Genomic DNA, 24773 nt, shown 5'->3' on the forward strand with positions numbered 1-24773 from the left:
GCCACGGCCGGTGGAATCCGGGAGATGCAGGCCGGTGTGACTTATCTCATAGTTTCGCGCGGCCGGAGAGCGGTGGCGAGGTCGCCCAGACACCGGGAGACGGGGCCCAGGGTGAGCAGGCCGCTGCCCGCCCCCGCCAGTTCCGTCGCCGCGGGAGTGAGCGCGGTCAGGGCACGCTCCATCGTCTCCCGGTCGTCGAGGGCGACGGCCGCCCGCGCGACCAGGCACCACAGTGCCTCGAACAGCAGGTCCCGAGGCGGGTCCGGGACCTGGCGCAGCACGCTCGCGGCCTCGCCGTGACGGCCCTGGGCCAGCAGAGCCAGGGGGTGGACCCAGGGCTCGTACGGTCCCCAGTCGGTGTGCTCGCCAGCCCGGACGGGCAGCGCGTGCCGCAGCCGCAGGCACAGCAGTGCGAGCGGCAGCAGACCGTGTTCCAGCCCCGGCATGCCGGCACCGTCCAGCCGCGCGGCGGCGTCCCGGTAGGCAGCCTCCACTTCGGTGACCGGCGCCCGGCCGGTGGCGTCCAGCCGCAGCGCCCGGTACCACCCGGTGAACACGCCTGCCAGCGGCAGTTCGTGGCGCTCGGCCAGACGATCGGCGGCCGCCGCGTGCCGGTCGGCGCCGGGGAAGTCGGCGAGCGCGCTGCGGGCCTGGAGGCGGATGAGGTGGCCGAGCACCTCGAAGGTGACCAGCCCGTGCCGGGTGGAGAGGGCGACCAGCTCGGCGCCGATCTCGTCGCGGCGCGATGCCAGGCCCGCCCGGTGGAAGGTCTGCATGAACGCGCCGTTGAGGGCGAAGGCCAGCAGCGTGGGGTCGTCCAGTCCGCGCGCGATCTCCTCGGCCTGGCGGGCGGCCTGGGGGCCGCGCGCCGAACGGGTGCCGCGTGACTCCACGGCGATCGTGGCCAGCAGGCGGGCCCGGGCCGCCTCGTGCCCGCCGGGCGGGAGGGCGGCCAGGGTGCGTTCGGCCGCCGCCACGACCTGCGCCGCCTGCCCCGGGTCGTCGGCACGGGTCCAGATCGCCGGGACGTCGTACATGCCGATCACGCGGGCGGTCAGCTCCGCATCGCCCAGTTCCTCGGTCGCGGCGATCGCCTCGACCCGGTGCTCGCGGGCCGCCTGGAGGCCGCCGCCGCCGGTCACCGCGAGACCGCGCAGCAGGCCCACCGTCGACTCCAGCCGGGCCCGGGCGGCCGATGGCACGCTCCGGTCGTAGGCCGCGGTCGCCCGCGCCCACACCCGCGCCACCGTCTCGCCGGGCCGCCCGGCGGGGTCCAGATGCTGGGCGTGGTGGAGGATGTCGGCCTCCAGCCGGCGCAGTCCCGCACCCGGATCCACCCCCAGCTGCTCGACCAGGAGCGTCCGCGCCCGGCGCAGCACCGCGAGCGCGTCGCCTTGGCGGCCGGTGCGGTACAGCGCCAGCGCCAGAAGCCTCCAGGCGTCCTCCCGCCAGGGGTGCTCGGTCACATGGGCGTCCAGATCCGGCACCGCCTCGGCCGCGAGCCCCAGAGCCAGGCGGGCCTCGGCCCGGCGTTCGACGGCGTGCAACCGCAGCTCCGCCAGGCGCGAACGCTCCGCACGGACCCAGGGCTCGTCGGCGAACTCCGCGTAGGCGGGCCCGCGCCACCACCCGAGCGCCTCCTCCAGCCCCGCCAGCGCATCCTCGGGCCGCAGCGCCGCAGCGGCGGCCACGGTCCGCTCGAAGCACCAGGCGTCCACCGCTCCGGAGCCGGCGCGCAGTGCGTATCCCGGCCCCTCGGTGACCAGCAACCGGGCCGGTGCACGGGGCGGGCGCTCCGGTTCCAGAGCGCGGCGCAGCGCGGCCACGAAGGTGCGCAGCGCGCCCACTGCGCCGGTGGGGGGATCCGCCCACAGGTCCTCGACCAGGCGGGTGACCGGGACGACACGGCGGCGGGCGACGATCAGCCGGGCCAGCACCGCGCGGTGCCGGGGCCCCTTCAGGTCGACCGCGCCCCCGGTGCCGTCCCCGGTGCCGTCCCAGGCGGTCACCGGCCCCAGCACCCCGAACACGACTCGCACGCCTGACCGTCCTTCCCGGGCATCGCCCAGGTCACGGTAGCGCGCTGACCGGATGCTCATTCACCCCCGGCAGGCTGGAGGCATTCGGACCACCCCATGGAAAGGGCGCAATCATGACGCCTGTCATCCCCGATTTCGACTACCGGCGCGTCCCCGTCGCCGACGACGTGTCCTTGAACGTCGCCGTCGCGGGCTCGGGACCCGCGATCGTGCTGCTGCACGGCTTCCCCCAGACCCACCTCATGTGGCGGCACGTCGCGGCTGATCTGATGGCCGACCACACCGTGATCTGCCCCGATCTGCGCGGCTACGGCGCCAGCGACAAACCCGCCGACGCCGGCGGCACCTACGCCAAGCGCACCATGGCCGCCGACGTCATCGCCCTGGCCCGCGCGCTGGGGCACGACCGCTTCGCGCTGGCCGGGCACGACCGCGGCGCCCTGGTCGCATTCCGCGCCGGTCTCGACCACCCTGAGGCGATCACCCATCTGGCCTGCCTCGACGTACTGCCGACCCTGGACATGTGGGAGGTGATGCACGGCACCGGCGCCGTCGTCGGCTTCCACCTCTACCTGATGGCGCAGTCGCCGGGGCTGCCCGAGCAGATGATCACGGCCAGCGCGGATGCCTTCTTCGGTCACTTCCTCGACGTCTGGGCCAACGACCCGCAGGCGATCCCCGCCGATGTCCGTACGGCCTACCTGGACGCCTGCCGCGCGGCCGTTGCCTCGATCGTCGCCGACTACCGTGCCTCCGCCACCGTCGACGTCGACCATGACGGGGCCGACCGGGAGGCCGGCAACCGGCTGCGGATGCCGGTCACCGTGCTCCAGCAGGACTGGGGCGCCGCGCTCGGTTTCGACGCCGCCGCGCTGTGGCGCGCCTGGGCGCCCGACCTGCGGCACGTCACCGTCACCTGCGGTCATTTCATGGCCGAAGAGGCGCCTGCCGACATCGCCAAAGCCCTGCGCGACCTCCTCTCCCGCCGCCTTTCCGTCTAGGCCGCACCGGGCTGACCGCGCGTCAAGCCGGGCAAGCGTCGCCCTGGTGCGGCACTAGGCTGTACGGCGTCCGTACTGCGTGGAGGAGAGCCCATGGCCGCACCAGTCGCCCGCCACACGAAGCCTGCGCGGCCGTGACGTCCTCGCACGAGATCGCCCTGCTCAGGCTCGCGGCGCAGCGCCTCGCCGCGCCGGGCCTGGCCACCCCGGGTGAGGCCGTCCGCCTGCTGACCGCCGTGCAGGCGCAGGACTATCCGGGGGCCCTCACCTCGGTCGCGCTGCGCACCGCGGCGGGGACCCGCCTGTCCGTCGAGGCCGCGCTCGACGCCGGCGAGATCGTCAGGTCCTGGCCGATGCGCGGCACCCTCCACTTCGTCGCGGCCGAGGACCTGCCCTGGATGCTGGAGCTGATGGCGCCGCGGGTCATCGCCGCCGCCCGTGCCCGCCACGCCGAACTCGGCCTCGACGCGTCCTCCTTCGACAAGGCCCGCGAGCTCGCCGTGGGCGCTCTGTCGGGCGGGCGCCGGCTGCGCCGCGACGACCTGATGGCCGTGTGGGACGCCGGCGGCCTGTCCACGACCGGGCAGCGCGGCTACCACATGCTCGGCCACCTGGCGCAGACCGGCGTCCTCTGCCTCGGGCCGGTGCGCGAGAACGAGCAACTGGTCGTGCTCGTCGACGAGTGGATCCCCGCCCCGAGACACCTGCAGCGAGAGGAGGCCCTCGGCGAGCTGGCGCTGCGATACTTCCGCGGCCACGGCCCGGCCACCCTCAAGGACTTCGCCCGATGGACGAACCTCCTGATGGCCGACGCCCGGGCCGGCCTCGCGCTCGCCCGCCCCCGGCTCGCCCGCCTGGAGTCCGGCGGAGCCGAGCACTTCATGGACCCTCAGACCCCCGAGCTGCTCGACGCACACCGCTCCCGCGCCCGCGGCGTCTTCCTGCTCCCCGGGTTCGACGAGTTCATGCTGGGCTACCTGGACCGCGGCGCCGCGCTGCCCGCCGAGTTCGCCGACCGCATCGTGCCGGGAGGCAACGGCGTGTTCCAGCCCACCGTCGTGAGCGACGGCCGGGTCGTCGGGACCTGGAAGCGCACCGGCCGCGGCGCGCAGCGCACCGTGGCCGCGACGGCGTTCACCGCCTTCTCCGACCGGGTCACCGAGGAGATCCCCCGGCTGTACGCCGCCCTGCCGTAGGCCCCGGAACGGGCCGGGCCCTCAGCCGCCCTCCTGCCTGAGGTGGACCGCCTCCCCCGGCTCGACGACCGCGCGGCCCGCCGTCAGCGTGGCCACCCAGTCGGGGAAGGCCGCCAGCTCCGACTCGCGCACCGCCACCTCCAGCCCCACCCGCGCGCCGTAGCGGACCCGCCTGATCTCGTACGGCGAGGCCCGAAGGCTGTTCTCCAGCCGCCCGGCCTGGACGTGGTCCACCGTCACCGTCATGACCCGCGCGGGCACCATCGTCACCGGAGCCGACAGGTCCAGCGTCTTGGCGACCGCGCCGCCGTAGGCGCGCACCAGCCCGCCCGCGCCCAGCTTCACCCCGCCGAAGTAGCGCGTGACCACCGCCACCACGTCGCCGATCCCCCGGCGCAGCAGCGTCTCCAGCATCGGCGCGCCGGCCGTGCCGCCGGGTTCGCCGTCGTCGTCGGCCCGCTGGACCCGCCGGTCTCCGCCGATCACATAGGCCGAGCAGTTGTGTGTGGCGTCGGCGTGGAGCTCCCTGCGCCCGGCGACGACCGCGCGGGCGGCCTCCTCCGAGGAGGCCGGGGCCAGCAGGCAGATGAACCGCGACCCCTTGACCTCTGTCTCGTGCTCGATCTGCTCTTCCAGCGTCAGGTACGGCTCAGCCACCCTGGCAGGGTACCGGCGGGGAGGGGAGGTCGCCGTCCGGGCAGGGGCGGAGGCGGGAGCGACACGGGACGCGATCTCGCCTCTGCGTTCCCGCCGTGATTGGCTTGTCGGGTCGGTGATGTCTGAACCGATCCGCTTCCTTTACAAAGTAGATTCACTGTGGGGGCCACGATGACCGAGCAGCTCGAAGCGATGCCCACCGACTGGCAGCGGGCCCTGGCGATCGTGGCCCATCCCGACGACCTGGAGTACGGCACGGCCGCGGCCATCGCCGGCTGGGTCGACGAGCGCCGCGAGGTCTCCTACCTGCTGGTCACGCGCGGTGAGGCGGGGATCGCCACCATGGACCCGGGCAAGGCCGCCTTCGTGCGCGAGCGGGAGCAGCGGGCCAGCGCCGCGGTGGTCGGGGTGACCTCGGTGGAGTTCCTCGACCACCCGGACGGGGTGATCGAGTACGGCCCGGCGCTGCGCAAGGACCTCGCCGCGGCGATCAGGAGGCACCGGCCCGAACTGGTGCTGACCATCAACCACCACGACACCTGGGGCGGGGTCGCCTGGAACACCCCCGACCACCGGGTGGTCGGCCGGGCCGTCCTGGACGCCGCCGGTGACGCGGGGAACCGGTGGATCTTCCCCGAGCTGTCCGCCGCCGGCCTGGCGCCCTGGGACGGCGTGCGCTGGGTGGCCGTGAGCGGCTCCCCGAGCCCGACCCACGCCGTCGAGGTGAGCGGCGGCGTGGAGCGCGCCATCCGCTCCCTGCTGGAGCACCGCGCCTACATCGAGGCGCTCACCGACGAGGATCCGGAGAGCTACTGCCGTACCTTCATCGAACAGGCCACCTCCATGGCGTCCGCCCGCTTCGGCGGCCGCCCGGCCGTCGGCTTCGAGCTGTTCCCGCGCTGATCTCGGACCGCCGCGGGAACCGGGTCGCGCCGGTTCCCGCGCGAGACGCGCACCTTCACCGGGGCACCGCGGGCGCACGGAGTCGTGCCTCCCCTCCTCACCCGGCGTTCCGGCCCGCCCGAGGGGAGAAGCACCGGCGCAGGCCGGAAGCCCCGGTCGCGGCGCCGGTCTCCGGCTTGGGGTCCGCCGGCACGGCCGGCCATCCGTGCGCGACCTCATCGAAGACGGCTCCGACATGGGCCCGCACGCCTGCGGAAAGCCCGGCTAAAGGCCCTTTCCACTGCGAAAACCCTCTATGTTTCGAGGGGAAAGCACTATGGCAACAGGTTGGACACGTTCCGTTGTGGTAACGGCGGAACCCCGGATGTCTGGGGTCTTGTGAAGTCCTACCCGGGCAAACGGCATGGTCGTCGCGAAAAGGCGACGGCCCCCTGAGGCAACAGGGAGCCGTCAGGTCCACCTTCAATCGCGAAAGGCCAACCTATGAAGAAGCCTACCCATGCCGGTGACGCTCCACAGCCCGCACTGCTGCCCAGCCGCACGGTGCTGATCGGCATGACCGCCGTCGTCCTCGGCGGCGTCGTCGGCCTGCTGTCCTTCGCCGGCGGCGTCTCCGAACCGCTCAGCGTCGTCGCGGGCCTCGGAGCGGCCGGGACGGTGTTCGTCGCCCTCCACCACCTCATGGAGTAGTGGAGGCCCTCATCCTCATGGGGAGCGGAGCCCGCGCCGTGTACAGGCCGCACGGACGCGGGCTCCGCAGCCGGACGGCCGCCCGGCCCCTCAGCCCGCCTCGGGCGTCCCCTTCCCCCGAACCCCCGGCTCGGGGACCGGATCCTCACGGCTCAGCTCGTGGGCGAGCTGCTCCAGCTCCGCACCCCCGGCCATCAGGGAGATGAGCTCCTCGCGGGTGATGTCGGCCTTGCCGTACTCGCCCATGCCGACGCCCCGGTTGAGCAGCAGGAAGCGGTCGCCGACCGGGTGGGCGTGGTGCGGGTTGTGGGTGATGAAGACCACGCCGAGGCCGCGGTCGCGGGCCTGGGCGATGTAACGCAGCACCACCCCGGCCTGCTTGACGCCCAGGGCGGAGGTCGGCTCGTCGAGGATGAGCACCCGGGCTCCGAAGTACACCGCGCGGGCGATGGCCACGGACTGGCGCTCGCCGCCGGACAGGGTGCCCACGGGCTGGTCGACGTCTCGGATGTCGATCCCCATGGAGCGCAGCTCCTCGCGGACCGTGCGCCTGGCGCCGGCCACGTCGAACCGGCGCAGCGGGCCCCGGCCCAGCGTCGGCTCGGAGCCGAGGAAGAAGTTCCGCCAGACCGACATCAGCGGGATCATCGCCAGGTCCTGGTAGACGGTGGCGATGCCCCGGTCCAGGGCGTCGCGGGGACTGGTGAAGCCGGCCGGGGCCCCGTCGACCAGATACTCGCCCGAGTCGGGCGGGTGCACGCCCGACAGGATCTTGATGAGTGTCGACTTGCCCGCCCCGTTGTCGCCCAGCACGCAGGTGACCTCACCGGCGTGCACCCGGGTCGAGACGTCGCGCAGCGCGATCACCCCGCCGAAGGTCTTGCCGCACCCGCGGGTCTCCAGCAGCGGCACGGCGGAGTCCGGCCCGTCCGGCACGGCGCCCGGGGCCGGCGCCGTCCTGTCCGTCCCGGTCAATGCCGCACCTCCTCGGCGTAGCGGCGGACCAGCCGGTTGGCGAGGGTGGCCAGCAGCAGCATCGCACCCAGGAAGAACTTGAACCAGTCGGCGTCCCAACCGGCGAAGACGATGCCCTTGTCGGCCATGCCGAAGATCACGGCGCCGATGGACGCGCCGATCGCGGAACCGTATCCGCCGGTGAGCAGGCAGCCGCCGATGACCGCGGCGATGATGTAGACGAACTCCTGGCCCAGTCCCGCGTTCGCCTGCACCGAGGTGAAGCGCAGGGCCATGATCGAGCCGACCAGCCAGGCGGCCACGGCGGTGGTCATGAACAGGGCGATCTTCGTGCGGTCGGCGGGCACGCCGACCGCACGGGCCGCCCGGTCGTCACCGCCGACCGCGAAGATCCAGTTGCCCGCCCTGGTGCGCATGAGCACCCAGGTGGCCAGCGCGGTGACGCCCAGCCACCACAGGATGGCCACCCGGAATTCGGTGCCGCCGAGCGAGAACGTCCCGGCCAGCACCGCCCGGGCCTGCTCGTAGCCCTCCGCCCTGCGCAGCCCGCTCACCTGGACGGTCCCGGTCAGGGCCTTGGTGACGCCCAGGTTGATTCCCTGCAGCATCAGGAAGGTGCCGAGGGTGACGATGAAGCTCGGCAGCCTGGTGCGGACCACGATCAGCCCGTTGAGGAAGCCCACCAGCAGCGCCACGGCGAGGGCGGCGAGCATCGCCACCCAGATCGCCAGGCCGTACCGGGTGGCGAGGATGACCGTGATCAGGCCGGTGGTGCCGGTGAGCACCCCGGCCGACAGGTCGAACTCGCCGCCGATCATCAGCAGCGCGATGGCGACCGCCATGATGCCGAGGGTGGATGCCGGGTCCAGCCAGTTGGCCACCCCGCCGATCGAGCGGAACGTCTCCGACTGGCCGGCGAAGAACGCGAAGACCACGGCCGCGCCGACCACCGCGCCGAGCTCGGGCCGGATCAGCAGCCGCCGGGCCAGGCCGGTCCCGGCGAGCCGCTCATCGGCCGCGACGGTCATGCCCCGCTCCCCGCCGGGCGCCCACCGCTCACCGGGTACCGCTCTCGGCGAGCTTGGCGACCTGGCCGGCGTTGTCCTTGGTGACGAACCCGGGACCGGTGTTCACCGGCAGGCCGCCGCCGACGGTGTTGAGGTTGTCCTTGTAGAGGGTGAGGAAGGTGATCGGCAGCCAGCCCTGGAGGTACTGCTGCTGGTCCACGGCGAACAGGACCTCCCCCTCCTTGATCGCGGTGACCACGTCTCCCGACAGGTCGAACGTGCCGAGCTTGGCCTTCGAACCGGCGTCGGCGACGGCGTCCCGGGCGGCTATGGCGACGGCCGGGTTCAGGGCCAGCACGCCGTTGATCGAGGTGTCGGACTGGAGCCTGGCCGCGATCTTGGAAGTGGCGTCGGCGAGGTTGCCCACGTCCACCTGGAGCCGCTCGACGGTCCCGCCGAGTCCCTCGGTCGCGCCGTTGCAGCGCTGGTCCAGGCCCACGTTCCCGGCCTCGTGGATCACGCAGAGCAGCTTGCTCACACCTGCGGCCTTGAGCTGCTCCCCCGCGCCCCGCCCGGCCACGTCCTCGGACTGGCCCACATGCGTGATCGCGCCGAACTCCCGGGACCGGTCGGCGCCCGAGTTGATGGTGACGACCGGGATCTTCGCGGTCACGGCCTTGCCGATGGACTCCTTCAGCGCGTCCGGGTTGGCCATGGAGACCACGATGCCGTCGACCTTCTGGCTCACGGCCTGGTCGATGAGCTGGGACTGCCGGGCCGGGTCGCCGTCGCCCTGGTAGCTCACCGTGACCCCGTACCGCGCGGCGGCGGCCTCGGCGCCGTTCTTGACCACGTCCCAGAAGGCGTCCCCGGAGGCCGCGTGGGTGATGACCGCGAAGTTCCCGCCGCCGGCCGCCGGGGCCGTGCCTGCGGGAGCGCTCGACGGCCCCGCCTCGCCCTGCCCGCCCGACCCGGACGAACAACCGCTCAGCGCGGAGAATCCCAGCATGGCTGCCACGACCAGCCCTGTCGTTCGCTTCATGGGTAAGCCTCCTGCGCGTTGTTCCGCTGGAACCCCCGTCCATGGTTTGTAACCATGGAATTACCGCCGTGTCAACAGTTTGTCGTGACATCAGGACTTACCTTCAATCCTGCGACCTCCTGGTGACCAAGCTTCATCAGTATGTCATGACATATGAACGTATTATTGCTCAGTCATCCATCAATCGTTAACGTGACATCAAGATGATCGGACGCCGATCAGCCCGACCCCCACCGTGGAGGCGTCATGCGTCCCCTGTCCCGACTCTCCCTGGCCGCGTGCCTGGCCGCGTGCCTGACCGCGGCCGCCCCCGCCGCCCAGGCCTCCGACGTGCCCACCGCCCACCCCGAGGTGGAGACCCCCGCCCTCTTCGACGACGAGGCGGGAGGCAACGCCAACGGCGACGACCCGGCGATCTGGGTCCACCCCGACAGGCCCGGCAGGAGCGTCGTGGTCGCCACCGCCAAGGAGGGCGGCCTGTACGTCTACGACCTCAGGGGAGCCCGGCTCCAGCACGTCCCGGCCCCCGCCGCTCCCGGCGAGGACGACGAGCCGGGACGGTTCAACAACGGTGACATCGTCTACGGCTTCGGGGGGAGGGACCTGGCCGTGGTCTCCGACCGGGGTCGCGACCAGATCCGCTTCTACGCCGTCGACGCGGCGAGCGCCGCCGCCGGCCGCGCCCCGCTGACCGACGTCACCGACCCGGCGGCGCCGTTCGTGTTCAACACCACCCAGGAGCAGGTCAACGAGGCCGAGACCGCCTACGGCCTCACCGCCTGGAAGGACTCCACCGGCACCTACGTGCTCGTCAGCCAGCGCCACCGGACCACCGTCGCCCTGCTCAGGCTCAAGGCGGTCCCCGGCGGGAAGGTCGGCTACGACAAGGTCCGCCAGATCACCCTGCCCTCCTCCTTCACCCTGCCCAACGGGGCCGCCTGGAGCCCCTGCCTGGAACCGGACGAGCTTCCCCAGGTCGAGGGCATGGTCGTCGACGTCCAGCGGGACGTGCTCTACGCCGCCCAGGAGACGGTCGGCATCTGGAAGATGCGCGCCGACCTGACCGGGTCTCCGGTGCTGATGGACAAGGTGCGCGGGTACGGCGTGCCGGGCACCTACGACCCCGAGACCGAGGAGTGCACCTTCGGCGAGGACCCGGGCTTCGGCGGCGAGCACATCACGGCCGACGCCGAGGGGCTGACCATCTACTACCGCGCGGACGGCAAGGGCTACCTTCTCGCCTCCAGCCAGGGTGACAGCACCTTCGCGGTCTACCGGCGCGAGGGCTCCAACGCCCACCTCGGGCGCTTCCGCGTCGGTGCCGACGACGGCATCGACGGCGTCGAGCACAGCGACGGCGCGATGGTGCTGAACGTGCCGCTCGGCGAGGAGTTCGACGAGGGCGTCCTGGTCGTCCACGACGGCGTCAACCTCCCCGCCGACGGCGACCGGGAGAACACCAACTTCAAGTTCGTCGAGTGGGACGAGGTCGCCGAACTGCACGACCTGGCCGTCGACACCCGCGGCTGGAACCCCCGCCGCTGACCGGCCCGCCTCCCACCCGACCCGCCGGGTGGGAGGCGCCGGCGTCCGCGCGGCCGCCGGGTGAGAGCCGGCTCCACGAGATCGGCCACCGTGCCGCCCGGGCAGCGCTCGGCGAGCACCTCACGGATGGTCCCGGGCAGCTCGCGCGAGGCGGTCACGCCCACGCTTCCTCCAGCAGCGCGAGCAGGCCGCGCGGGTCGTCGACGACGGCGTCCGGGCGCTGCCGTACCACGTAGGGGATCTTCCCCGTGCTCCCGGAGGTCATCAGGACCACGGCTCCGGCGCCGGCGCGGCGACCGCCTGCCGGCCCAGCCCCGCGGCGGCGATGAAGTCGCGGTGCACCGCCCCGCACAACGCGTTGCTGACCACGGCGGGCGGCGTGTCGTGCTCCCAGGCCGCCGCGAGCAGGCCGGTGATGCCGGGCCGGAGTCTGTGGGTCCGGCGCAGTTGCCCCATCCGCTTGCAGAGCGCGCTCGCGTGCGCGGTCACCAGCGCCCGGGCCGCGGGCGGCCAGTCGGCGGCGACGAACCCGGCCCAGAAGCGGCGGTGCGTCATCTCCCGCGGGGCGTACGGCCGTGACATCGCGTCCTTCCACGCCCGGTCGGCGTCGGCCGCGGCCCGGATGTCCACCTCGATCTCCTCCGCCGTCAGGCCCCGCGACCCGGCCCTGACCAGCGACTCGTGCACCTCGGCGGCGAGCTCGGCCACCCACTGGGGCCGTTTGGTCCCTTCCGCGATCACACCGCCGAAGTCCAGCAGCAGGGCCTCCGGCCTGACCAGCGGGCCCATCCGGCCCTCACCTCCCGGTGCGCCTCGTCCCACGCGGTGAGGAAGACCGTCGCTCCGCCGGGACCTCCGGGGTCGGCCAGGCCCCGCGTGGAGGTCTCGGCCACTGCGATGAGCAAACAATGAACATAAGGTGAACAGCTTGTCAAGACATCCTCATCTTACTGGGGACCGAGAGCCGTCACCGCATTTGTCAGGACATTCTGATGTCCGCTAACCTGATCACGGAGCGTACTCACCGGGAGGGCAGATGACCGCCAAGCTCGCCATCGATCTGGACCGGTCCAGCCCGGTGCCGCTGTACTTCCAGGTGGCCGAGCAGATCTCCGAGGCGATCAGGCGCGGCGACCTGCCCCCCGGCTCACGGCTGGACAACGAGATCCTGCTCGCCGACCGGCTCGGCCTGTCCCGGCCGACCGTCCGCCAGGCGATCCAGTATCTGGTGGACAAGGGCCTGCTGGTCCGCAAGCGCGGCGTCGGCACCCAGGTCGTACACGGCCAGGTCAAGCGCTCGGTGGAGCTCACCAGCCTCTACGACGACCTGCGCCGGGCCGGGCAGGACCCCGCCACCCGCGTGCTCGCGCTGGAGGCCGTCCCGGCGGAGGAGGAGATCGCCGCGATCCTCGGAGTCGCCCCCGGGGCCGAGGTCCTGCGCATGGAGCGTCTGCGCTACGCCGCCGGCGAGCCGCTGGCGCTGCTGCACAACTGGCTGCCCTCGGGCCTGATCTCGCTGACCGCCGAGAACCTCCGGGAGCGCGGGCTCTACGAGCTGCTCCGCTCGGCCGGGGTGCGGATGCGGGTGGCGAACCAGCGCATGGGCGCCAGGGCCGCGAGCGCGACCGAGGCCAGGCTGCTCGACGAGCGGCGCGGCGCGCCCCTGCTCACCATGCTCCGTACCACCTACGACGACCAGGGCCGGGCGGTGGAGCACGGCTCCCACGTCTACCGCGCCTCGCACTACTCCCTCGAGGTCACCCTCATCGAACGCTGACCGTGCGGCTCCGCACGGTCAGCGGATCGTCCGCGCGCGGGTCCCGCCCGGGTCCTGATCGGCGGAGCCGGTCGCCTTCCCCCAATACAGTGGGATCCCACCCCGGGGCATGCCGGCGAGCGGCGTTCCCTACACGACAGGAGAGCATGCGGTTGTCCGAGGAACGTGAGCACGCGGAACCACTCCCCGGCGGGGGCCGGAGCGGCCTGCGAGCCGACTGCGAGCGATGCTTCGGCCTGTGCTGTGTCGTACCGGCCTTCTCGGCCTCATCGGACTTCGCGATCGACAAACCGGCCGGCCAGGCCTGCCCCAACCTGGGTGAGGACTTCCGCTGCGGCATCCACGTCCACCTGCGGCAGCGGGGCTTCCCCGGCTGCACCGTCTACGACTGCTTCGGCGCGGGACAGAAGGTCTCCCAGGTCACCTTCGGCGGGCAGGACTGGCGGCGGGCACCGCGGACCGCCAGGCGGATGTTCGAGGTGTTCCCGATCATGCGGCACCTCCAGGAACTGCTCTGGTATCTGAACGAGGCGCTGACGCTGGAGGCGGCCCGGCCGCTCCACGGGGAGCTCGTCCGCGCTTTCGACGCCGTCGAACGCCTCACCCTCGACGGCCCCGAGGTCCTCGCGAAGGCGGATGTGACGGCGCACCGGCAGGAGGTCAACGCCCTGCTGCTGCGCGCGAGCGAACTCGTGCGGGGTCCGCTCCGGCGCAAGAAGACCGAGCTCAGAGGCGCCCACCTGATCGGGGCCGCGTTCAAGGGCGCCGACCTCGCCGGCGCCAACCTGAGAGGGGCGTACCTCATCGGCGCCGACCTGCGGGGCGCCCGCCTGCGGCTGGCCGACCTCACCGGGGCCGACCTGCGGGGCGCCGATCTGCGGGGCGCCGACCTCGCCGAGAGCATCTTCCTCACCCAGGCCCAGCTCGACGCGGCCAAAGGCGACTCCGCCACGAAGCTGCCGCCGTCGCTCACCCGCCCGGCGCACTGGGAGGTGCAGGCCGGCCCTCCTCCGGGGCGGGCCCGTTCCCGAAAGCGTGGGTGACGGCCCGCGCCCGGTCCCTCACAGGACCCGGCGGATCGCCGCACCGGCCGCCTCGCGTATGGCGGCGTGCAGCTCGGCGTTGGTCGCGCGCTCGGTGCGCACCTCGACGATCCGCACGCCCTCCCCGCGCAGGGCCTTGGCCAGTTGCTCCGGCTCCTGCACGAAGGTGTACGGCGTGCCGGTGGCCGCGGCCACGTAGGCCAGGTCCACCCCGTGCGAGGTGCCGAAAACCCGCTCGAACGGGTCGCGGAGCGCGGCCTGGGGCAGCAGCGAGAAGATCCCGCCGCCGTCGTTGTTCACCACGACCAGGCACAGGTCGGGGCGGGGCTCGCGAGGGCCGAGGACCAGCCCGTTCTGGTCGTGCAGGAAGGTCAGGTCGCCCATCAGCGCGAAGGCCGGGCCGTTGTGGGCCAGCGCCGCGCCCATCGCGGTCGAGACCATCCCGTCGATCCCGGCGACCCCCCGGTTGGCCAGGATCCGCAGGCCACGCCGGGGGCGCATCGCCTGGTCCAGGTCGCGGATGGGCATCGAGGAGCCGGAGACCAGCAGCGACCCGTTGGGCAGCGCGTCGACGAGGTCGCGGGCGAGCCTGGGCTCGCTGAGCCCCGAGGCGTCCAGCACCCCGTCGATCGCCTCCCTGGCCGCGGCGTCGGCGCGGCGCCAGGAGCGCAGCCAGCCGTCCTCGCCGGCGGTGATCGGGATCTCCACCGCCTGCGCCACCTGTGTGGCCGACCGGGTCGGGTCGGGCCAGCGGGTCAGGTCGGAGGCGACCACGATGTGCTCGCCGGCGTGCTTGAGCCAGGACAGCAGCGGCCGGGACAGGCCGGGACGGCCCAGGGTGACGACCACCTCGGGCCGGTGCGCGTCGGCGAACTCGGGCGTGCCCAGCAGGAAGTGGTAGGACGACATCGCGTGGTCGCCGTAGCGGGCGCCGCCGTTGGGCTCGGACAGGATCGGCCATCCGGCCATGCCCGCCGCCGCGACGTAGCGGCGCACGTTGGGAGCGCCATCGCCGACCACCAGCACGCCCCGCCGGGTGGGCGGCAGGTGCAGGGCGACCGCCGGGGGCGCCACCCGGGCCCGGATCCACGGTCCGGTCGTTCCGCCGTCCAGCGGCTCGCACCAGGAGTCGTCCCCGTCGGGGATCAGCGGCTCGCGGAAGGCCAGGTTCAGGTGGACCGGGCCGGGGTCGGCCGGGCCCAGCGAGCGGTTGTAGGCGCGGCAGGCCAGCGAGCGCCAGTAGGCGACCTGGCCGGGCCGCTCCTCGGGGACGCCGGCCTCGCTGAACCAGCGGACCGCGGTGCCGTACAGCTTGACCTGGTCCATCGTCTGGCTGGCACCGGTGTCGCGCAGCTCCGGCGGGCGGTCGGCGGTGAGCAGCAGCAGGGGCACCCCCGACTCGTGCGCCTCCATGACGGCCGGGTGGAAGTTCGCCGCGGCGGTGCCGGAGGTGCAGACCAGGGCCACCGGCCGCTCGCCGCGCCGTGCCAGGCCCAGGGCGAGGAAGGAGGCCGAGCGCTCGTCGATGCGCACGTGCAGGCGGATGCGGCTGTCGGCGTGCGCGGCGAGGGCGAGGGGGGCCGAGCGCGAGCCGGGGGCGAGCACCACGTCCGTGAGGCCGCAGCGCACCAGCTCATCGACCAGCACGGTCGCGAGGGCGGTCGCGGGGTTCACCGGAGTGCCTCCTCGAAACGGCGCACCCAGGCGGGCGACTGCATCTCGTAACGTGCCAGCGCGGCCTCGTCCACGGCGGGACGCCGCACCGCGAGCGTCCCGGCGACGGGGACGAGCGGGTCGGTCACCACGTCTCCCTCCAGCAGGGACAGCGTGCCCAGGCCGCAGGCGTAGGGCAGTTCGGGAAGGGCCGCGGCGAGCGCCACCCCCGCGGCCAGGCCGACGGAGGTCTCCACGGCGCTGGAGACCACCGCGGGCAGCCCGCACGCCTCCACCACGCGCAGCGCGGCGGCGACACCGCCGAGCGGCTGCACCTTGACCACCGCGATGTCGGCGGCCTCGGCGGCCCTGACCTTCAGCGGGTCCTCGGCGCGGCGGATCGACTCGTCGGCGGCGATCGGCACCTCGACCCTCCTGCGCACCGCGGCCAGCTCCTCCAGCGTGGCGCAGGGCTGCTCGGCGTACTCCAGGCCGAAACGGCCGAGCGCGGTGATCCGGGTCACCGCGGTGCCGACGTCCCAGGCGCCGTTGGCGTCCACCCTGATCCGGCCCGCCGGTCCGAGCGCGTCCCGCACCGCCTCGACCCGGGCCAGGTCCTCGGCGAACGACTGACCCCGCTCGGCGACCTTCACCTTGACCGTGCCGCAGCCCGCCCGCCGGACCATCGCGTGGGCCTGCTCGGGGCCGACGGCCGGCACGATGGCGTTGACCGGGACCCGGTCGCGCAGCGGCGCGGGCCAGCCGGTGAAGGCGGCCTCCTGCGCGCAGGCCCGCCAGCGCGCGCACTCGGCGGGTCCGTACTCGGGGAAGGGGGAGAACTCTCCCCAGCCCGCGGGGCCCTGGATCAGCACGCCTTCGCGGGTGCTCTGCCCGCGGAAACGCGTGCGCATCGGAATCCGGAAGACCCGGAGCGCGCCGCCGTCGCGGCCTGGCGCCCCGCCCGGCACGCCGCCGCCCCGCCCGGCCGCGTCCGTCACGATGGTTTTGCCCCTTCCGTCGCGCCGAGGTGCTCCCCGGCCGGTCTGCGCTGTCGTCCGCACTAACCTTACGACTGTGATGATTGCCCCCGTGCACGCGGAGTCGCCCTGCGGTTCCTCCTCGGGAGGGCTGCGGGGGCTGAACGCCGTCACGCTGCCGCCCGGGCCCGGGTTGTTCCGCGCGATCGCCGCGGCGCTCGACGGCACGGGTCCCGCCGTCCTGCCCCTCTCCCCCGGCCTGCCCGGCCCCGCGCTGCGCGCCACGCTCGAGGCGCTGCGCCCCACCCACCTCGACGGGGCACGGCAGGCGGGCGGCAGGGGCGTCTCCCCCGAGGTGGCCGTGGTCATCGCCACCAGCGGAACCACCGGGGTCCCCAAGGGCGTCGAGCTGTCCGCCGCGGCCCTGCGCGCCTCGGCGGCGGCCTCCCTGGACCGGCTGGGGGCGCGGCCCGGCGAGCGCTGGCTCTGCTGCCTGCCCCCCTCGCACGTCTCCGGCCTGCAGGTGCTGGTCAGGTCCCTGCTGGGCGGGACGGACCCGATCATCCACGAGGGCTTCTCCCCCGAGGCCGTGCTGGCCTCCGGGGCCGAGCACGTCTCGCTGGTGCCGACCCAGCTCCGTCGCCTGCTGGCCGTCTCGGCGGACCTCTCGGCGTTCCGGACGATCCTGCTCGGCGGGGCGGCGGCTCCGGCGGACCTGCTCGCCGCGGCCCGGGGCGCCGGCGGACGGGTCGTGACCACGTACGGCATGAGCGAGACCTGCGGCGGATGCGTCTACGACGGCCGCCCCCTCGACAAAGTAGAGCTGGAGCTCGGCGGCGACGGCCGCATCCGCATCGCCGGCCCCGTGCTGTTCTCCGGCTACCGGCTCCGCCCCGACCTGACCGCCGGGGCCCGCGAGGGCCGCTGGTTCGTCACCTCCGATCTGGGCGCGCTGGACGACGGCAGGCTCCGCGTGCTGGGCCGGGCCGACGACGTCATCAACACCGGCGGCGAGAAGGTCGTCGCCGCGGCGGTGGCGGCAGTGGTGGCCGAGCACCCCGCGATCACCGACGCCGTCGTGGTCGGCCGCCCGGACCCCGAATGGGGCGAGCGAGTGGTCGCCGTCGTCGTCTCCCCCCGCCCGCCGTCCCTGGCCGAGCTCCGTGCCTTCGTCAAGGAACGGCTGCCCGCCTACGCCGCCCCCGCCGAGCTGGTCGTGCTGACCGAAATACCACTTTTGCCCAATGGGAAGCCGGACCTGTCGACCCTCCGTTATGGTCGAAAGGGGGAACCGGGAGGGCACCCGCGCACGTCATAGGGGTAGCAGGAACAGGAAGGACTGGCCGATGAACCCAACCCGCAAGATGTGGCTCTCCGCCGGAGTCGTCGCCGCGATCCTCGTCGGCGGCGTGTCCGTCTCGGCGGCCGCCTCGGCGGGCGGGCTCGACAAGGACGGCCAGCCCGCGCCCGCGACGGAGCCGCATCCGCCCGCCTCGAAGGAGACACCCGCGCCGCCCGTCTCGCCGGAGCCGATTCCGCCGGCGGAGGACGCCGAGGACGTGGAGGGGCCGGAGGACTACGTGGTCTCCAAGGAGGTCAACCCCGACCCCGAGCAGGTCACGCGCTACTGGACCGAACACCGGATGGAAGACGCCGAGCCGATGCCGATGCCCGGCCTCGACGGGACCGGCGGGGGAACGCGGCGCTCGACCGAATAGCCCGGAACCGCTCTCGACGGGTGGATCGGTCGCGGCCGATCCACCCATCATATTTTCCCCGTCAAGTCGGGAACAGAAAGGTCTCAAACGGGGTTATTGGTACTGGTGCGCCGTGCGGCCCAGGCCGCCCCACCCGACCCTAAAACCTGCAAACCGACGACTCCGTTACGGAGGAGGTGTCCTCATGCCCCAAACCGCCGCCGCGACCTCAGCCCCTTCCGAGGCCCCGACGACCCTCGACCAGCTCCTTGACCGAGGGCGAGTTCAGGGTCACCTTTCTCTGGCGGAGCTGCGTCACGCCTTCGCCGAGGCGGGGATCAGCCCTGTGGAGGGCAGATCGATCCTGCGCGAGCTGACCGAGGCGGGCGTGAGCCTGGCCGCAGAGAACGAGCCCTCGCTCGCCGTCGCAGCGAAGAAGACCCCGGCCAGGAAGGCCGCCGCCAAGAAGCCCGCGTCCAAGACCTCCGCCAAGACCTCCGCCAAGACCACGGCCGCGACCACCCGCAAGGCGGCGGACGCGAAGGAGGCCCCGCCCGCCGGACCGCCCGCCGAGGTCCTCGAGGCCGGGATCGAGCTGAGCGGCGAGGAGTGGACCGTCCCCGACGAGGCCGAGCTGGAGGCCGAGGCCTCCAGTGACCTGGACGACCAGTCCTCGGTCATGGGCGACTCGGTGCACACCTACCTCAAGTCGATCGGCCGCCGCACGCTGCTCACCGCCGCCCAGGAGGTCGAGCTCGCGAAGAGGATCGAGGCCGGCCTGTACGCCGAGTCCAAGCTGGAGTCCGAGCCCGGCCTGTCCGCCGCCATGCGCGACGACCTGGAGTGGATCGCCGAGGACGGCCGCCGCGCCAAGGACCACATGCTGGAGGCCAACCTCCGGCTCGTCGTCTCGGTCGCCAAGAAGTACACCGACCGCGGCATGGCCCTGCTCGACGTGGTCCAGGAGGGCAACCTCGGCCTGATCCGGGCGGTGGAGAAGTTCGACTACACCAAGGGCTACAAGTTCTCCACCTACGCCATGTGGTGGATCCGGCAGGCCATCCAGCGCGGCTTCGCCGACTCCGCCCGCACCATCCGGCTGCCCGTGCACGTGCTGGAGATGCTCTCCAAGCTGTCGCGGATCGAGCGTGACATGCACCAGCGGCTGGGCCGCGAGCCCACGCCCGAGGAGCTGGCGGTCGAGCTGGACAAGACCCCCGACCAGATCGAGGAGCTGCTGCGCACCAGCCGCCAGCCGATCAGCCTCAACGCCACCATCGGCGAGGACGGCGAGACCACCATCGGCGACCTCATCGAGGACATCGACTCCCCCGAAGCCTCGGAGGTGGTGGACCGCCAGCTGCTGGGCGAGCAGCTGCGCGGCGTGCTGGGCAACCTCTCACCCCGGGAGGCCCGCATCATGGCGCTGCGCTTCGGCCTCGTCGACGGCAAGCCCCACACCCTCGACGAGATCGGCAAGCACCTGGGCCTGACCCGCGAGCGCATCCGCCAGCTGGAGAAGGAGTCCCTGTCCAAGCTGCGCCACCCGAGCAACACCCGCCCGCTGCTCGACTGGGCCAGCTAGGACCGGACGCGAAGGCGCCGCCGCGACCACGGAGTCGCTGCGGCGCCTTCGCTCATTCGGTCGCTCATGCGGTGCTCTCACCCTCGAGCGGCCGGCGGCAGCAGGCGCTCGGCGACCGCGCCCAGGGCCGAGACCTGGCAGGTGTCGAGCCGGACGGCCTGGCGGGTGATCCATGCGCGCACCCGGGGCGCGCGCATCAGCACGACCCCCGAGGCCCTGAGCGCTCCCCAGCGGGGCAACCGCGCGCCGTGCACCGCCACCAGCGGCACCACCTTCACCCGTCGGCCGGCCACGGACCACAGGACGTCGGAGACCGCGCGCGCCGCGGAGGCCACCGCCCGGACCTCCTGGTCGGCCGGGTTCCGCCCGATCCACAGCCTGCCCCGGCTTCCGGCGATCCTGACGTCCCAGGGCCATTTCCTGGAGTCCACCACGTAGACCCCGGTCGGACCGATCACCAGGTGGCCGGCGCCGCCGCCCGCGTGCGGCAGCACCCGGTCCTGCAGCACCACGTAGCCGCGACGGAGCAGGGGGCGCAGCATCCGGGCGGTGGCGCGCTCCCCCGCCGCGCCTCTGCGCCGGGCGATGACCGGCAGGTCCAGGCACCGGCGGTACACCATGTCGCCCGGGGCGGCGATCCCCGCGGCGACCAGTCCCGCGTGCCAGTGCCAGACCAGGCTCACCAGCACGAAGGCGGCCACGCCGAGCAGCGCTCGCAGCGCCAGGCGGCCGCCCCACCCCGTGTCCTGCGACTCCCGGTAGCGGTTCTTGAACGAGAGCCCCGCTCCCACCATCGACGAGTTGATCACCGCTCGACTCCCCCCCCTGGCGCGGCGTACGGCCGCGTGAGCGATCAGAACGGGGTCACCGGTCCCGGCAGCCGCGCGCAGCGCGTCCGGCCCTCCGGACCCAACCCCACCATGTCGATAGCGTGACACATCCGACACTTTGAGTGACGAGGGGGGCACCCCCATCGGGACGGCGGAACGGGAGGACGCGGCCCGCCCTGCCGCCCGCCCTGCCGCCCGCCCTCGAAACGCACGATCCCCGGTACGGCGTGCCGTACCGGGGATCGTGGAAGCGGACGTCAGTGCGCGGTGCCGATGGGCAGCACGTCGCGGGCGATGCCGGTGAGGCGGTTCTGCTCGCGCAGGGTGCGCAGGCGCTCGACCTCGGTGGTCCACGCGGCGCCCTTGGGCGTGGCCCTGCCCTTGCGGCGGCGGATCCGGTCGTCGTAGGCCTTGACGCCGAAGGTCGCCCGCTGGTTGGCCTCGGCCGCCCGCAGCGCCTCGGTCAGCGCCCTGTCGAAGACCAGACCGGCGGCCCGCCGCTCCTCGGCGGAGGACGAGGTCGCCTGCACCTGGCGCAGCGCGGCCTCGGCCGCCCGCGCCCTCTCCAGGAGCTCGGGGAAGCTCTTCCCGACCTCCTGGTCAGCGTGGTAGCGAACCTCCGCCTCCCGGCTCACCCGCGGTCGGAAAAACGCCATCGTCTGCCCTCTCTCACCCGTCGCCGGGCGTTTCCCGGCGTGTCGACACCCGCAGCCTACGCCGTCGCCCCCTGCTTCACGTACTTGGGGAGGACGCGTCCGGCGTGTCCTCCTTTACACAGTAAGGCAGGGGGTGGCACGATGATCCCATGCCTGCCAAACGACCTCCGATCCCGCTCTCCAGAGAGCGCATCATCGAGGCGGCCCTGCACATCGCCGACGGCCAGGGGCTGCGACGGCTGACGATGCGCCGCCTGGGCGACGCGCTCCAGGTGGAGGCGATGGCCATCTACCACCACCTGCCCCGGGGCAAGGACGCGCTCATGGACGCCCTGGCCGAGCACGTCACCGCCGTCCACGCCGAACCCGGCGCCGACTGGCAGCAGACCGCGCGGGCGTGGTGCCGGGCGAGCCGGGCCTCGCTGCGGGAGCACCCCGGCGTGCTCGCCCTCGCCCTGACCAAGCCGCCCAAGGGACAGGCCGCACTGGCCCTGCGCGAGCAGATCGACCAGCTCGCCGAGGCCGGGCTGCCGGACGCGCCGGAGGCCGTGCGGGCCCTGAGGGCTTACGTCTTCGGCGCGGTGGCGGTCGAGGTGCAGCAGTCGGGCTGGGCCGAGCCGCCCGGCGACGGTGACGGGCCCTGGCGGCCCCCGTCTCAGGGAGGCGGCGATCCGGCGGCCGACGCCGACTTCGAGCGCGGCCTCGACGCCCTGCTGGCCGGTCTCGCACAGCGGTGAACAACGCTCTGACCAGGCGATATGTGGCGTCAGAAAGTTGTAACCAATCATTTACCCGCTTACGGCGTGTCGCACTTGGCCTGTTATGTCTATATAAGGCACCCTGTGTTATAGGTCACACCCCGACGGAGTCCCGGAGGACCATCCCCAGTGGTCCTCAAACGGCTCTAACTAACTATGTCCCCCGGGCGTGACCCGTCGCACACTTGACCTTGTCCAATGTGCGTGCCCCACCCCGTTCGAGGCGCGCACGGCCATATGTCCACCCAGATGCTCGTCCCCGTCATGCGTGGGAACGGGGTCCCATCGGTGACGGTGTCCGCCTCTCCGATGTCGATCCCGGCGAGCCGACACGAGAGATCCGGAGGCACGCCGATGTGCCCGCACGAGCCGTCCTGTCCGCCTGCCGAGGCGAAGGACCGCGAAGCCGCCCGAACCATGGCCGCCCACCCCGAGCAGGGCTGGAGCCTGCTCTGCAACGGCGTGGTGCTGTTCGAGGACACCGGTGAGCTCCTGCCCGACGGCGGCGTCATCGAGCCTCACCGGCCCCTGGTCGGCGCCGTCTGAGGGACCGGAGCCCGCGATTCCGGTTCCGGCCCCGCGGCCCGTCCGGTGACGCACCGGACTCCCCCCGGGCCGCGAGGTCACCCGGCGTCCGGCCGCATCCTCTCCCGCAGCCATCCGGCCACGACCTCGCCCACGCGGGCGGGGTCCTTTTTCAGGTCGTGCCCCTCCCCCGCCAGCACCACCAGGCGCGCAGCGTCGGTCGCCTCGGGCACCCCGAACGGGTCGCGGTCCCCGTTGACCACCAGCACCTCCGCCCCCGCCCCGCGTAGCTCCTGCGCCCGGGACCGCTCCGGCCTGCCCGGCGGGTGAAGCGGGAAGGCCAGCGCGACGACGGCCGACGCCCCCGCCGCGAGAGCCGTACGGCAGGCGACCCTGGCCCCGTTACTCCGCCCGCCCTGCGCGAGCGGCAGCCCGGGATGGCGCCGGCGGATCTCCTCCACCACCGCCACCCACGCCTCGTCCTGCTTGACCGCCGAACCCGGCGCCCTCGCCCCCCGCAGCCGGAACGGCTGCGTCACCCCGGCGACCACGCCTCCGGCGCACAGTACGGCCTCCCGTACGGCCACCAGGTCCGGCGCGTCCAGCCCCCCGGCCGACCCGTGCGTGAGGACCAGCAGGAACCAGGGGTTCCGCGGCCGGTCGATCTCCACCCGTGCCGGGCCGTGCGGCGTCGTGAACTCCATGCGGCGACCGTACCGGGCCGGACGCTCCCGGCATGCGCCGCACCCCGGCAGGGGATCCGGCGCCCATCTCCTCCTCATGGCCGATACCGAAAACCGCGCCCGGGTACAGACTGGGAGCGTGCAGGACTACAACGAGATGCGCCAGGACATGCGCGCCACCATCGACGCCCGCCGCGACCTCGGCCCCGAGTACGAGGCCGCGCTCGTCGAGTCGTTCGTCGAACGCCTCGACGCGACCATCGCCGCCAGGGTGCGGGCCGAGGTCCACGCCACCGGGGCTGCGCCGTACCCGGGCCAGCCCTACCCCGGCCAACCGTATCCGGGCCAGCCGTATCCGGGCCAGCCGTACAAGAAGCAGAAGAAGAGCGGCAACCCCTCGATCCCGATCGCGCTGGGCTCGCTGGGCATCGGCATCCCGCTGACCGGCATCGCAGCGGGGGAGGCCGGCTTCGCCGGGTTGCTGCTGGCATGGGGCGGCATCGTGACGATCAACATCGCCCACGCCATCGGCAACTGGCGTCACCGGGACTGACCTCCGCCCGCTCACCGGCCGATCCGCCACGGAAGCCGGGAGTGCGGGCCGCGACGTCAGCAATCACGGCCCAGGCGCAGGCGCACCTCCTCGGAGAGGCGCTCGTCGGCGTGGTCGAGGCCGTAGCGCCACACCCGCTCGGCGTCCTCGTCACGCCCTCGCAGAGGGAGGGTGCGGGCCAGCAGCTCGATGGCGAGCGCCCCGGTCTCGGCATCCCCTGTGCCCTCTGCGCCCTCTGTGCCCACCGTGCCTTCCACCGCCCCGGTGAACTCCGCGCAGGCCAGATCCAGGTGGGCGATGCCGAGCAGCACCCGCAGCCGCGGCTGGTCCGCCACCTCGGGGATCTCCAGCGCCTCCAGGAGCACGTCGGCGGCCTGCCCGGCCTCGCCCTCCCCGATCAGGAACTCCGCCAGCCGCTGGGCCGCGCGGGAGCCGATCTCCGGGTCGCCGGTGGCCAGAGCCGCCCTCAGCGCCTCCTCTGCCTCCTGCTCCTCCGTGGCGAGCCGCGCGAGCGCCATGTGGGCCAGCGGCGCGTAGGCGGGGTTCTCCAGGCCGAGTGCGGCCTGCCAGGCGGCGCGGGCCTGGTCCGGCAGGTCTTCCCGCTCGAAGCTCCGGGCGAGCAGGCAGGCCGCCTGGGCGGCGAACTCCGGGTGCCCGGTGGCCAGCGCGGTACGCGCGGCGGTGCGGGCGCCCGGCACGTCTCCCCGCTCCTCCAGCACCACCGCCAGCCCCACCGCGGCCTGGGCCCGGTCGGGGCCCTCGGGGTCGGCGGCCAGCTCGGCGAAGATCGTCGCGGCGCCGTCCAGGTCGCCGTCCTCGGCCAGCCGGCGCGCGGTGTCCAGCGGGTGCGTGTCCACCTCAGGCATGCAGGGGTCCTTCCCGGATGAGCGAACGCCCCGAGCCTAACGACTCGGGGCCTGGTTCGTCCCCCCACATGCGTCCTGACGATGCGCGGCCCGCGCCCCCGGCGGGGGCGCGGGC

The 24773-nt window shown here is 73.3% G+C and carries 25 protein-coding genes; 13 read left to right on the forward strand and 12 right to left on the reverse strand.

Translation table 11 applies throughout. The features are described from left to right. Positions 1 to 41: 41 nt before the first annotated feature. Positions 42 to 2039, reverse strand: coding sequence for an AfsR/SARP family transcriptional regulator (locus HS041_RS30530; protein WP_307845519.1), 1998 nt, complete (start codon positions 2037 to 2039; stop codon positions 42 to 44). Between the two features lie 113 nt (positions 2040 to 2152). Between HS041_RS30530 and HS041_RS30535 the strand changes: the two genes are divergently transcribed. Together HS041_RS30535 and HS041_RS30540 are read left to right on the forward strand one after the other, a co-directional pair. Beyond that, positions 2153 to 3040 carry an alpha/beta fold hydrolase gene (locus HS041_RS30535; RefSeq protein WP_196444274.1) on the forward strand — a complete coding sequence of 296 codons (888 nt, stop codon included), beginning with the start codon at positions 2153 to 2155 and terminating at the stop codon, positions 3038 to 3040. Positions 3041 to 3174: 134 nt separating this feature from the next. Further along, positions 3175 to 4236 carry a winged helix DNA-binding domain-containing protein gene (locus HS041_RS30540; protein WP_196444275.1) on the forward strand — a complete coding sequence of 354 codons (1062 nt, stop codon included), beginning with the start codon at positions 3175 to 3177 and terminating at the stop codon, positions 4234 to 4236. A 21-nt stretch (positions 4237 to 4257) separates the two neighbouring features. Here the strand turns inward: HS041_RS30540 and HS041_RS30545 are convergent, their stop codons facing one another. Then, positions 4258 to 4893, reverse strand: coding sequence for a YigZ family protein (locus HS041_RS30545; RefSeq protein ID WP_196444276.1), 636 nt, complete (start codon positions 4891 to 4893; stop codon positions 4258 to 4260). A 171-nt stretch (positions 4894 to 5064) separates the two neighbouring features. Between HS041_RS30545 and HS041_RS30550 the strand changes: the two genes are divergently transcribed. After that, a complete protein-coding gene (locus HS041_RS30550; RefSeq protein WP_196444277.1) occupies positions 5065 to 5796 on the forward strand; it encodes a PIG-L deacetylase family protein in 732 nt (243 codons plus the stop codon). 483 nt (positions 5797 to 6279) lie between these two features. Further along, positions 6280 to 6486 carry a hypothetical protein gene (locus HS041_RS30555; RefSeq protein WP_196444278.1) on the forward strand — a complete coding sequence of 69 codons (207 nt, stop codon included), beginning with the start codon at positions 6280 to 6282 and terminating at the stop codon, positions 6484 to 6486. A gap of 90 nt (positions 6487 to 6576) precedes the next feature. On the opposite strand, the gene HS041_RS30560 is transcribed toward HS041_RS30555, so the two are convergent. Genes HS041_RS30560 through HS041_RS30570 form a run of 3 tightly spaced genes read right to left on the reverse strand, consistent with a single transcriptional unit; the run spans position 6577 to position 9510 of the window. Beyond that, a complete protein-coding gene (locus HS041_RS30560; protein WP_196444388.1) occupies positions 6577 to 7422 on the reverse strand; it encodes an ATP-binding cassette domain-containing protein in 846 nt (281 codons plus the stop codon). Between the two features lie 35 nt (positions 7423 to 7457). After that, positions 7458 to 8489 (reverse strand): ABC transporter permease, encoded by a 1032-nt coding sequence (locus HS041_RS30565; RefSeq protein WP_196444279.1) that lies wholly within the window; start codon positions 8487 to 8489, stop codon positions 7458 to 7460. A 28-nt stretch (positions 8490 to 8517) separates the two neighbouring features. Further along, positions 8518 to 9510 carry a sugar ABC transporter substrate-binding protein gene (locus tag HS041_RS30570; RefSeq protein ID WP_196444280.1) on the reverse strand — a complete coding sequence of 331 codons (993 nt, stop codon included), beginning with the start codon at positions 9508 to 9510 and terminating at the stop codon, positions 8518 to 8520. Positions 9511 to 9756: 246 nt separating this feature from the next. Between HS041_RS30570 and HS041_RS30575 the strand changes: the two genes are divergently transcribed. After that, positions 9757 to 11055, forward strand: a complete 1299-nt coding sequence (locus tag HS041_RS30575) for a phytase (RefSeq protein WP_196444281.1) — start codon at positions 9757 to 9759, stop codon at positions 11053 to 11055. A gap of 264 nt (positions 11056 to 11319) precedes the next feature. On the opposite strand, the gene HS041_RS30580 is transcribed toward HS041_RS30575, so the two are convergent. Then, positions 11320 to 11844 (reverse strand): hypothetical protein, encoded by a 525-nt coding sequence (locus HS041_RS30580; protein ID WP_196444282.1) that lies wholly within the window; start codon positions 11842 to 11844, stop codon positions 11320 to 11322. A 247-nt stretch (positions 11845 to 12091) separates the two neighbouring features. Here HS041_RS30580 and HS041_RS30585 point away from each other — a divergent pair, with 247 nt between their 5' ends. Beyond that, positions 12092 to 12832, forward strand: coding sequence for a GntR family transcriptional regulator (locus HS041_RS30585; protein ID WP_196444283.1), 741 nt, complete (start codon positions 12092 to 12094; stop codon positions 12830 to 12832). A gap of 152 nt (positions 12833 to 12984) precedes the next feature. Next, positions 12985 to 13875 (forward strand): pentapeptide repeat-containing protein, encoded by an 891-nt coding sequence (locus HS041_RS30590; protein ID WP_230879867.1) that lies wholly within the window; start codon positions 12985 to 12987, stop codon positions 13873 to 13875. Between the two features lie 18 nt (positions 13876 to 13893). Here the strand turns inward: HS041_RS30590 and menD are convergent, their stop codons facing one another. Beyond that, positions 13894 to 15549 carry a 2-succinyl-5-enolpyruvyl-6-hydroxy-3-cyclohexene-1-carboxylic-acid synthase gene (gene menD / locus HS041_RS30595; RefSeq protein ID WP_196444285.1) on the reverse strand — a complete coding sequence of 552 codons (1656 nt, stop codon included), beginning with the start codon at positions 15547 to 15549 and terminating at the stop codon, positions 13894 to 13896. Beyond that, on the reverse strand, positions 15546 to 16496 hold the full coding sequence (locus HS041_RS30600; protein ID WP_307845528.1) for an o-succinylbenzoate synthase: 951 nt from the start codon (positions 16494 to 16496) through the stop codon (positions 15546 to 15548). Before HS041_RS30600 ends, menD begins: the two co-directional genes overlap by 4 nt. A 109-nt stretch (positions 16497 to 16605) precedes the next feature. On the opposite strand from HS041_RS30600, the gene HS041_RS30605 reads away from it, so the two are divergent. The 3 genes from HS041_RS30605 to HS041_RS30615 all read left to right on the forward strand — a co-directional run bounded on the left by HS041_RS30605 (position 16606) and on the right by HS041_RS30615 (position 19787). Continuing rightward, positions 16606 to 17823 (forward strand): AMP-binding protein, encoded by a 1218-nt coding sequence (locus HS041_RS30605; protein WP_196444390.1) that lies wholly within the window; start codon positions 16606 to 16608, stop codon positions 17821 to 17823. Between the two features lie 28 nt (positions 17824 to 17851). Then, on the forward strand, positions 17852 to 18223 hold the full coding sequence (locus tag HS041_RS30610; RefSeq protein WP_196444286.1) for a hypothetical protein: 372 nt from the start codon (positions 17852 to 17854) through the stop codon (positions 18221 to 18223). 184 nt (positions 18224 to 18407) lie between these two features. Beyond that, positions 18408 to 19787: an RNA polymerase sigma factor gene (locus tag HS041_RS30615; protein ID WP_230879868.1), complete on the forward strand. Its 1380-nt coding sequence runs from the start codon at positions 18408 to 18410 to the stop codon at positions 19785 to 19787. 77 nt (positions 19788 to 19864) lie between these two features. On the opposite strand, the gene HS041_RS38905 is transcribed toward HS041_RS30615, so the two are convergent. After that, positions 19865 to 20596, reverse strand: coding sequence for a nuclease-related domain-containing protein (locus HS041_RS38905; protein ID WP_196444287.1), 732 nt, complete (start codon positions 20594 to 20596; stop codon positions 19865 to 19867). 278 nt (positions 20597 to 20874) lie between these two features. Beyond that, positions 20875 to 21273 (reverse strand): hypothetical protein, encoded by a 399-nt coding sequence (locus HS041_RS30625; protein WP_196444288.1) that lies wholly within the window; start codon positions 21271 to 21273, stop codon positions 20875 to 20877. A 149-nt stretch (positions 21274 to 21422) separates the two neighbouring features. Here HS041_RS30625 and HS041_RS30630 point away from each other — a divergent pair, with 149 nt between their 5' ends. Continuing rightward, positions 21423 to 22010, forward strand: a complete 588-nt coding sequence (locus HS041_RS30630; protein ID WP_196444289.1) for a TetR/AcrR family transcriptional regulator C-terminal domain-containing protein — start codon at positions 21423 to 21425, stop codon at positions 22008 to 22010. A 375-nt stretch (positions 22011 to 22385) separates the two neighbouring features. Beyond that, a complete protein-coding gene (locus tag HS041_RS30635; RefSeq protein WP_196444290.1) occupies positions 22386 to 22577 on the forward strand; it encodes a DUF5999 family protein in 192 nt (63 codons plus the stop codon). Between the two features lie 77 nt (positions 22578 to 22654). On the opposite strand, the gene HS041_RS30640 is transcribed toward HS041_RS30635, so the two are convergent. Next, positions 22655 to 23260, reverse strand: a complete 606-nt coding sequence (locus HS041_RS30640) for an alpha/beta hydrolase family protein (RefSeq protein WP_196444291.1) — start codon at positions 23258 to 23260, stop codon at positions 22655 to 22657. Between the two features lie 118 nt (positions 23261 to 23378). Here HS041_RS30640 and HS041_RS30645 point away from each other — a divergent pair, with 118 nt between their 5' ends. Further along, positions 23379 to 23792 (forward strand): hypothetical protein, encoded by a 414-nt coding sequence (locus tag HS041_RS30645; protein WP_196444292.1) that lies wholly within the window; start codon positions 23379 to 23381, stop codon positions 23790 to 23792. A 56-nt stretch (positions 23793 to 23848) separates the two neighbouring features. On the opposite strand, the gene HS041_RS30650 is transcribed toward HS041_RS30645, so the two are convergent. After that, entirely contained in the window at positions 23849 to 24658 is an 810-nt protein-coding gene (locus HS041_RS30650) for a hypothetical protein (RefSeq protein ID WP_196444293.1), read from the reverse strand. Positions 24659 to 24773: the final 115 nt, after the last annotated feature.

Source organism: Planomonospora sp. ID67723 (assembly GCF_015711605.1).
Taxonomy (GTDB): domain Bacteria; phylum Actinomycetota; class Actinomycetes; order Streptosporangiales; family Streptosporangiaceae; genus Planomonospora_A.